We start from the raw sequence: 9,021 nt of genomic DNA on the forward strand, positions 1-9,021 counted from the left end.
AGTAAAATAAGAAAAATAGTGAAAACTATTCTTCCTCTTCTTCACCAGCACCAAGAATTTCAGCTATTGATTTACTACCAGCTTCAGTAACCACAGTGTTGACTTGTACGATATCCTCAGCAATAGTGTTTCCTCTTACGGTTTTTCTTCTTTTAACACCATCTGCTTTAGGATGATAACCGACACCGCCAGTTAATAAACTTTTGATTCTTCTAGTACCTGAAACATCTTTTTTCATAGTGAAACCGTTTTTATCACTACCACCAGTGATTTTTAAAGTGTAACCATCTAAACCAACAATTCCACCATCAAATTCTTCACCGATTACTAAACCGTTTAAGGCTTTAGTATCTTCTAATTCAATTTGATGAGTTTCAGCATTTTGAGATACAACAACTTTGAATGCCATGGTTTTTCCTCCTTAAATTATTATATAATACTAAATTTATTATTCAAAAAGACCAAATTTACCCCAATCTGGATCTTGTTTACGTTTGATTTCAAGAAATTCATGAAGAGTTTCGAATTCATCTTCAGTTAACTTGTCTTTAAATTCCCTTTCAATGAACTTGTAATGCTTTTCAGGGATATCCACATATAGCTCATCCCCCTCATCGAAATGCTTTCCAACAATGGCGTCCTTGATTGCCATAGCAACCCTTTGACCTCTAGGGATGGACGGCAATGTTTCGCCCTTGTCTTCCATACTTGCTATTACTCCGACATATTCCCCGTTCTTATTGATTAATGTTTGGCCCTGTTTGACAGTTCCGCTAAGGGATTCAATACCGATAATAGCAGGTTTGCTTTGACGGAAAACCAACTTAGGCAATGACATGAATTTCGCAGGTTTTATAATGGCATCATAGAACGCTTTTTTCTTAGCTTGTTCCATTTCATCGATCCATGCCTCGTAATCCTCAATGATTTGATAGATTACATCACCCTTGAAGAGCTTAACGTCAGAGTTATCTAAATCCTCTTGAGAGTTTGGATTAACATTTACATTGAAAGCAATGATTGCACCGTGTGCGTCATTTTCATTTAAAGCAATTGATGAATTAATGATATCTCTGCGATTAACGTCACCAATGTCAGCTTCACGGATAGGAATCTCCAATTCCCTGAGCAATTTGACAATGGCTTCGAGAGATCCTAATGTGTCCGCCTTAACCAAAATACCTTCATCTTCGGTACTTATGGTAATATCCTCAATCTCTTTCAGGATTTCCTCTTCCACATTCTCATTATCGCTCAATACCCTGAGCGGGGAGCCGGAAACAACATCATCCAAATTCGGAGCAGCTATCTTAATACCTGCTGCGGCAACGACTTCGTCGAATTTCCTGAATTTCTTTTTGGAATCTCTCATTTCCTCCAATGGGAGCGGCCTTAAAATAGATCTGATTTTAGTTGTTAAAACCTCGTTTGATGAGGTCATCAAAGCGATTTCATCATTAGTTCGCAAAACACCATCATATATAATACTATCAATAGTGAGACCTAAACCGACTTCTTCCTTGATTTCCAATACTGTACCTTTAGCCGGAGCGTCCTCGTTGATTTCAAGTTGCTCTGTTAGATATTCCTGAGCAAGCCCTAAAAGCATTGCCAAGACCTCAATGATTCCTTCACCAGACCTGGCACTGATAGGTATGATACTGATTTGTGAAGCGAAATCGCTTACCCTGTCAAATCTTTCTGACTGGAATCCTTCCTTGTGAAGGGTACCTACAATCTCATAAACCTTAGTGTCCAAATCCTGTTTAACACTTTGGGCCTGTTGTTCAAAAGATTCCTTGAATGAAGCACCCTCATGTGTTTCCCAACCGAATAGCATATCTATCTTGTTGGCAACCACTATGAACGGGGTTCTGTACATCTTGAGAATATTCAATGCCTCAAATGTTTGTGGTTTGAAACCATCATTTATATCAACAATTAAAACGGCTAAATCCGCTAATGCCCCACCACGTTTTCTTAAACTGGTGAATGCTGCGTGACCTGGAGTGTCAATAAAGAATAAACCTGGAATTAAGTCCTTAATAGTTAATCTTGATATAAAATTCCCACAGATTTCTTCAATGGTATCATTAGGAATTTCTGTAGCACCTATGTGTTGTGTAATACCGCCAGCTTCTTTATCAGCAATAGTACTACCTCTAATATAATCTAATAATGTAGTTTTTCCATGGTCTACATGTCCTAAAACTGATACAATTGGGGATCTGATTTTCATAATATCTTCTTAATAATAAAATTTCTAAATCTATCTATTCGTAAATTAAATCGTTATCGATAATTTTATAATCACAAATTTCATCTTCATTAAAGAAAAGTGCAATTTCTCTTTCTGCAGACTCAGGAGCATCTGAAGCGTGGATAATGTTTCTACCGGTATCCATACCAAAGTCTCCCCTAATGGTTCCAAGATCTGCTTCTAAAGGATTGGTTGCGCCGACAAGTTTCCTGATAGTTGTGATAGCTTCTTCTCCTTGAATGACCATTGCAAGGCATGGTGAAGAAGTGATGTATTCAACTAAACTTGGGAAAAATGGTTTTTCAGCGTGTTCCCCGTAATGAGTTTTTGCTAAATCTTCGTCAATTTGAATTAATTTACATGCGACGATTTGAAGACCTTTATCTTCAAAACGAGCTAATATTTTACCCATAAGACGTCTTTGAACGGCGTCTGGTTTCATCATAACAAAACTTTTTTGAATCATTCTTTAACCCATTTAACCTTTCTTGGAACTCTTCCGAGTTTAATCATATTTTTTTCACATTTGCTGCTACAAAAGAAATAAATTGTACCGTCTCTTTTAACGTACATTTTTCCTGTACCTTCTTCTATTTCTTTATGACAGAATGAACAAGTTCTCATGCTTTTACACCTTCTTAAGGAGTTCTAATTTCTTTAGCTTCTCTGATTGTATCAAGTAACATTAAAATGTCGCCTTCTCTTACAGGACCCATAATGTTTCTTGTTAAAATTCTTCCTTTGTCTCTACCATCGAGGATTCTGCATTTGATTTGCATTACCTCACCAGTCATACCAGTTCTTTTTAAAACTTCAATGACTTCAGCAGGAGTTCCTTCTTCCATTTAAATCACCGTAAAAATCCTTAAAAGAATTTATCTATTCTTTTAATTCAGCAACTTTTTCTACGATTTCAGCTACGTCAGCTTCTGCGTCACCAGCATCAACAATACATGCGGAAGCAGTACCAACAGTTAAACCTGCAGCAATACCAACTTGTTCTTTGGTAGGTAAGTATACGTAAGGAATTTCTTTTTCATCAGCTAATACAGGAATGTGTGCAACGATTTCAGCAGGATCAACATCTTCTGCGATAACAACTAATGCTGCGTCTCCTCTTTCGATGAATTTGGTTACTTCGTTAGTACCTTTTGCTACTTTACCAGTAGCTTGTGCGGTTTCTAATGCTTCTTCAGCTTGTTTAGCTAATTCTTCAGGTGTGTCAAATTTTACATAAATGTTTGCCATAAAATATACCTCCTTTTTCATCTGGCTATGCCATCCATCGGCAGATATTATAATCCATTTTGAATCATAATATTATTTAATTATAACCTTAAACCGCCCGAATTATTCTATAGAGCAGTCTAACAGTTTTTAATAATACTAATTCTTGAATAATTCATATATCACTAAATCCACAATCCCGAGAAAAAAATAAGAGGGATTAGACTTTCAATACAAATACTTCTGAATTTCATATAATTTTTAGCAAAACTAAAAATAAAAATTTAGTAATTAATGAAATAATTCTAGAGAACTAGACAATATTAAATTAGTTAGCATAGTATATAAATGTTTTCAAAAAATAAGCAAATATAAGTAATTTTGGAACTTTCAATCATTTCTTTAGATTGAAAAAATAATAAAATAAAAAAAATAGTAAAAAAAGATAGTAATAAATACTATCTAAAAAATCAATTAACAAATCTATTTGATTGCTAATTTAATGTCTTCTGCTTTAACAGTTTTTCTGCCAGCGTGACGAGCAAAGCCTACAGCTTTTTGAGCGATTTCGTTACCGCAATCTTCGATAGCTTCGGTTAATGCGATTTTAGCGTCATCACTTACTCTTTGTGCACCAGCATTTTTTAAGATTCTGCCTACAGGAGCAATTGGTAATTCACTCATAATTATACACCTCATTTAATTTGTTAATAATAGTTTTAATTTGCTTATATATAAATCTATTGGTGTTGAATAGCCAATTTTTGATAATTTCAACATTGAATACTACAAAATTTTAACATAAATAGTGACATTAATATCTTTCAAAATGTTTTTCACACATGACTTGAAATAAAAAAAGTACAATTATTGTTCGAATAAATAAGAATTAAAAGAAAAAATTAAATTAAAAAGAGATTTAAAGCAAAATTTATTTGTTCATCAAAATCTCTCTTAAAGTGTCTATATCCGCATCAACCTCAGTAGGTTGAGTACATGCATCAATAGCAGTGTTAGGATCTTTGAGCAGATGTCCGGTAACTACACAAGTGATTGTTTCACCTTTGTCAATGACTCCTTGGTCCACAAGTTTTTTAAGACCTGCAATGGAAGCTGCAGAAGCCGGTTCAACACCAATACCCTCAGTTCTTGCAAGTAACTTTTGAGCATCCAATATCTCTTCATCGGTTACTGTTTCTGAGTATCCGTTGGAATCATAGATTGCATTCAATGCCTTGATGTCACTTACAGGAGCACCGATACGTATGGCGGTAGCGATGGTTTCAGGATTTTCCACAGGCACCACTCTTCTGTCACCTTTCTTGAATGCGTTTGTGACAGGGCATGCGCCTTCAGCCTGAATACCAGTCATCATCGGCAAGTCCTTAATGAATCCTGCGTCGTAAAACTCTTTCACTCCTTTCCAGATAGCTGAAATGTTGCCCGCATTACCTACAGGCAAGATAATTCTGTCAGGAGCTTGCCAACCGAGATCCCTGACGATTTCATAACCGATTGTTTTTTGTCCTTCAAGTCTGTAAGGGTTGATTGAGTTTAATAAGTAAAGATGTTTTTCCAATGCAAGAGCGGTCATGGCCTCAAGTGCCTCATCGAAGTTTCCATTGATTGACATTACTTCGGCGCCGTGGAACATTGCCTGTGCCAATTTTCCAAGTGCAACCTTTCCTGAAGGTAAAAATACAATGCAGCGTAATCCTGCACGGGCGGCATAAGCTGAAAGTGATGCGGAAGTGTTACCTGTTGATGCGCAACCAACGGTGTCCACGCCCAATTCCATTGCCTTGGTCATTCCAACGGTCATTCCCCTGTCCTTAAAACTTCCGGTAGGGTTTGATCCTTCCACTTTGACATATAGGTTTACTCCAAGTTCGTCGCCTAACTTGTCACATTTGCAGAATGGGGTTCCCCCTTCGTCAAGAGAGACTATTTTTGTCTCATCGACAGGAATGCATTCCTTGAATTTCCATAAATTGTCTTTTCTACCGTCAAAAACGTCTTTTGAAACATCGATTTCGTTGACGAGCTCAAGTACTGATCCACATTTTTCACAAGTGTAGATCACTTCATCGTCGTCGTATTCTTCTCCACATGAAACACATCTTATCATAAAAAATCACATATATATTTTTTAAAATTATTTTATATAAAATTTAACTTAAAACTGAAGTTATAAACTCCGCAATAGGCAGTGTAAGATAAACCTCAATGACGCCGGCAATTATCATCAGAACTGTGGCAACCATCAAAAGGATTATGGCCTGCTTTAGCTTATCGAAATTTTCAACGTATGATGCATACAGCTTATTTGAAATTGAAACGTTTTCTTGTTTTAGAAAGGTCTTAAGGAATCTTAAAAGAAAATTGAATAAGACAAAGCCTGATGCACAAGCTATAACGCATGAAGGCAATTCAAAAATGCCATGAGGCACCAGCATCAGCAATGTAAGGAACAAATCGTCCTGAACCGCAGTGAAATATCCTATAAAAAATCCGTTGAAGGCAAGAATCAGTGCTGAAAAACAACATAATATTCCTAATATGAACATCAGGAAAACTATCTTGATGTTATTTGAGAATATGCTTTGGAAGGTTATTGTTATCTCCCCGGATCGAACCTGATTTTCAACCTGCTCAACGACGGGATTCAAATAGGCATGCAGATTTGGCTCGAGAAAATAGCCCAGAAGCAATGAAATGACAAGAATGGCTATTGAAACGTATATTGCCAACTTGTTTTCTGTGAATGCCAACTTTATTTCTTTTTTGAAATCCATCATTATATCAGTGTGTTTGCAAGCTCTCTGGCTTCAACCTGCTTTTCGTGCAAATCGTCCATGAACTCTTCCATCAGCTCTGCGGTTTTCATCTTGCAGTCGCCGCAGCGAAGGGTTCCGTTCAGGCAATCCTGTCTTATCTGCGCAAGTTCCTTGTCATCGTCAATGAAGTGGTAGAGCAGCATTTCATAAATGACGCACTTGTCCACCTCTCCTCCGAGTTCCTCCTGTTCTTTAAGGGTTTCCCTTCCACCGGTTTTTGCGGATTTGACCTTTTTAACCACATCCTTGGTTTCATCATTGAGATAAATTGCGGTGTTCGGTTTAGAACTGCTCATCTTGTCCCCTGTAAGGCCTGTGAGGAACCTGTGGTATGTTGATGCAGGCTGTATGAATCCTGTTTCCTCATGCAATCTGTGGGCAATGTCCCTAGTTAGCCTTATGTGAGGATCCTGGTCTATTCCAACAGGCACAACAACCTTTTTGGGACCTCCGAACTCCTCAATTTGTGGAAGCAGAATGTCTGCAACTTGCATTAGTGGCGCTTGCACATGTGCAATGTTTGTTGAGTTTTCAAATCCATAAATTGCCTTCAGTTGGCTGAAATTGGTCTTGTTGGCGGCCTTGAATGCTAAGTTTTGCAACTGTTGGTTTTGGGATTGCAGGTAAACGTTTACATTGTCCCTTTCAAGGTCAAGCCCCAATGCAATCCAGTTGGTCAAATATTCGTTGACCGCTATTTCACGGCCTTTCTCAAAGCTCATGTCACGTGCGGCATATGCCTCCAGATCAGCAATAGGCAAAGACAGCATTGCGCCCATGTCCTGGTACCATTTAAGTTGGTCCACCACCATCTTGTGGCCAATGTGCATCTGTCCACTTGGCATCATACCTGTCACGACTGCAAAGTCCTTGTTCTGATTGATCAAATTGTTAATTTCATTGAACTCTCTGTGTCCGAATATTACCCCTCTCTGCATTAGCCTTTGAGGGTTTTTAATGTCGTTTAAGATTTCTGAAATCTTGCCTATTCCGAATTGATTTACTAATTTGTCATAATCAAGGGTAAATGATGCCCATGGATCTATTAAATCTGCCATATTTTCACCAACAATAACGTTAAATTAAATTCATGAATAAAAATTATCAATAATAATTATGAATGTCATTGAAATATAAATGATTCCTTTTATTTAAACTATGGCCTTGTCCATTCGATATTGTAGTAGGTAATGTCAAAGTCCTCATCGACAATGGCCAGGAGAAGCTTCTTGTTGACTCCGTGTGAAACCCTCACATAACTTGCGAAATCCCTCGCATTGATGTCATATGTTTCAGAGATTATCTTGACCAGATAATCGGAGTGTCCCATGCCCGGTCCACTTCCCCGGTCGTACAGTCTGAATTCAGAGCCGTACTTGAATCCTGTCTTAATTACGTATCCACGGTCTTTCAAGTCTCTGAAAACCAAATATTTGGCGTAGACTTCCATTTCCTTTAGAAGGTCCATCAAATAGCCAACGCTGCATTCCACATCATCCTCATAAATATTCAATCGGCCCTTTTCGCAGAGATAGCAGGCCTCAATCAATGAAAGATGTAAAAAATCAGATTCTATTTTTCCAAACTTGCTTTTTTCATGCAAAGCTATTGGTCTTTTACTTCCTTCCTCAATTTTTATAGAAACTATACCGTTTGATAAAATTCCACGCATTAAAACACCGTAAAAAGAAATAAATTATATTTAATGCTAATAAGTTTGAAATAAATATTATATAAAATTTTTGTAAAAAAAAGAAAAGAGAAAGTTAAACCTTAATGAAAATGTTATGAGCCATTTCACTAGGAATATTGAACTCCTCATCATCAATAGTTACCAGGTAGTGATTGCCGACCTGATTGTCATTGTATTCATACTTTATATGCTGGCCAACTTTAATGCCCGCATCGTTTATCTCTTCCAAAAGCTCATCGTTTCCACGGACAAAAGAGATTGTGCCTTCAGTGTTTGAATTCAATTCGGAAATTGACAGCAAATTGAATTTCCTGTTTATAACTTGATCGAAATCTTTTTGTGAATAACATTGTTGGCAACTTTCAAAATCAAAATCACAAGCAGGAATTATATTGTCATCAGGACACAGGTCAGGGTGATGCATCATGGTGCATAAAGCTCTTTCGGCTTCATCTGATAAAGTATGCTCCATCTCACAGGCTTGATCGTGGATGTTTTCCTCTTTAACCTTCAGGATATCCAAAAGGAATTTTTCCAAAATCCTATGTTTCCTGGTAATTTTTTGAGCAATTTTCATACCCTCATCGGTTAGGATGGCCCCCTTATATGGAGTATAAGTAATATATCCTAAATCCTCTAATTTTTTAAGCATTTGAGTTACACTTCCAGGTGCAATTCCTAAATCTTTTGATAACTGTGTAGTGGATACCTGTTCTCCGTTACTACCGTTACGATAAAGAACTTCTAAGTATTCTTCGATATTTTCACTAATTTTGCTCTCTGTCATGAAAGTCACCTTACTAGTAATATATTAATGTTTATGACTAAGAGTATAAAAGAGTTTTGGTAAACCTAAAATAAGAAGTGTAAAATGTCTAAAAAAAGAAAAAAAGGAAAAATATCAATTAGAATTGCAAACTGGCATAAATACCATTTAAACTAAATGAGTTTGTATTCCAATTGGATACTGAACCTAAAGAGTTTCTTGAGCTTGTTGCATCAGC

12 protein-coding genes are annotated in these 9,021 nt (G+C 36.9%); all 12 read right to left on the reverse strand.

What is annotated here, in order from left to right:
* Positions 1-25 precede the first annotated feature (25 nt).
* Positions 26-409, reverse strand: coding sequence for a 30S ribosomal protein S6e (locus tag MBBTH_RS00840; protein ID WP_116591157.1), 384 nt, complete (start codon positions 407-409; stop codon positions 26-28).
* 39 nt (positions 410-448) lie between these two features.
* Complete coding sequence (gene infB / locus MBBTH_RS00845; protein ID WP_116591158.1) at positions 449-2,239, reverse strand: translation initiation factor IF-2; 1,791 nt, start codon at positions 2,237-2,239, stop codon at positions 449-451.
* Positions 2,240-2,273: 34 nt separating this feature from the next.
* Positions 2,274-2,726, reverse strand: coding sequence for a nucleoside-diphosphate kinase (gene ndk / locus MBBTH_RS00850; RefSeq protein WP_116591159.1), 453 nt, complete (start codon positions 2,724-2,726; stop codon positions 2,274-2,276).
* Complete coding sequence (locus MBBTH_RS00855) at positions 2,723-2,884, reverse strand: 50S ribosomal protein L24e (RefSeq protein WP_116591160.1); 162 nt, start codon at positions 2,882-2,884, stop codon at positions 2,723-2,725. The genes ndk and MBBTH_RS00855 overlap by 4 nt, the downstream gene beginning before the upstream one ends.
* A gap of 14 nt (positions 2,885-2,898) precedes the next feature.
* The gene (locus MBBTH_RS00860; RefSeq protein ID WP_042692817.1) at positions 2,899-3,105 is read right to left on the reverse strand and encodes a 30S ribosomal protein S28e; all 207 of its coding nucleotides are present in this window, start codon (positions 3,103-3,105) and stop codon (positions 2,899-2,901) included.
* Positions 3,106-3,139: 34 nt separating this feature from the next.
* Entirely contained in the window at positions 3,140-3,508 is a 369-nt protein-coding gene (gene rpl7ae / locus MBBTH_RS00865; protein WP_116591161.1) for a 50S ribosomal protein L7Ae, read from the reverse strand.
* Between the two features lie 462 nt (positions 3,509-3,970).
* Positions 3,971-4,171 carry a histone family protein gene (locus MBBTH_RS00870; protein ID WP_116591162.1) on the reverse strand — a complete coding sequence of 67 codons (201 nt, stop codon included), beginning with the start codon at positions 4,169-4,171 and terminating at the stop codon, positions 3,971-3,973.
* Between the two features lie 247 nt (positions 4,172-4,418).
* Entirely contained in the window at positions 4,419-5,615 is a 1,197-nt protein-coding gene (gene thrC / locus MBBTH_RS00875) for a threonine synthase (RefSeq protein WP_116591163.1), read from the reverse strand.
* 43 nt (positions 5,616-5,658) lie between these two features.
* Positions 5,659-6,282: a stage II sporulation protein M gene (locus MBBTH_RS00880; protein ID WP_243409599.1), complete on the reverse strand. Its 624-nt coding sequence runs from the start codon at positions 6,280-6,282 to the stop codon at positions 5,659-5,661.
* A 2-nt stretch (positions 6,283-6,284) separates the two neighbouring features.
* Positions 6,285-7,382 carry a tryptophan--tRNA ligase gene (locus MBBTH_RS00885; RefSeq protein ID WP_116591165.1) on the reverse strand — a complete coding sequence of 366 codons (1,098 nt, stop codon included), beginning with the start codon at positions 7,380-7,382 and terminating at the stop codon, positions 6,285-6,287.
* Positions 7,383-7,480: 98 nt separating this feature from the next.
* Positions 7,481-7,996 (reverse strand): tRNA-intron lyase, encoded by a 516-nt coding sequence (endA, locus tag MBBTH_RS00890; protein WP_116591166.1) that lies wholly within the window; start codon positions 7,994-7,996, stop codon positions 7,481-7,483.
* Positions 7,997-8,090: 94 nt separating this feature from the next.
* Complete coding sequence (locus MBBTH_RS00895; RefSeq protein ID WP_116591167.1) at positions 8,091-8,804, reverse strand: metal-dependent transcriptional regulator; 714 nt, start codon at positions 8,802-8,804, stop codon at positions 8,091-8,093.
* Positions 8,805-9,021: the final 217 nt, after the last annotated feature.

Source organism: Methanobrevibacter thaueri (assembly GCF_003111625.1).
GTDB classification, from domain to species: domain Archaea; phylum Methanobacteriota; class Methanobacteria; order Methanobacteriales; family Methanobacteriaceae; genus Methanocatella; species Methanocatella thaueri.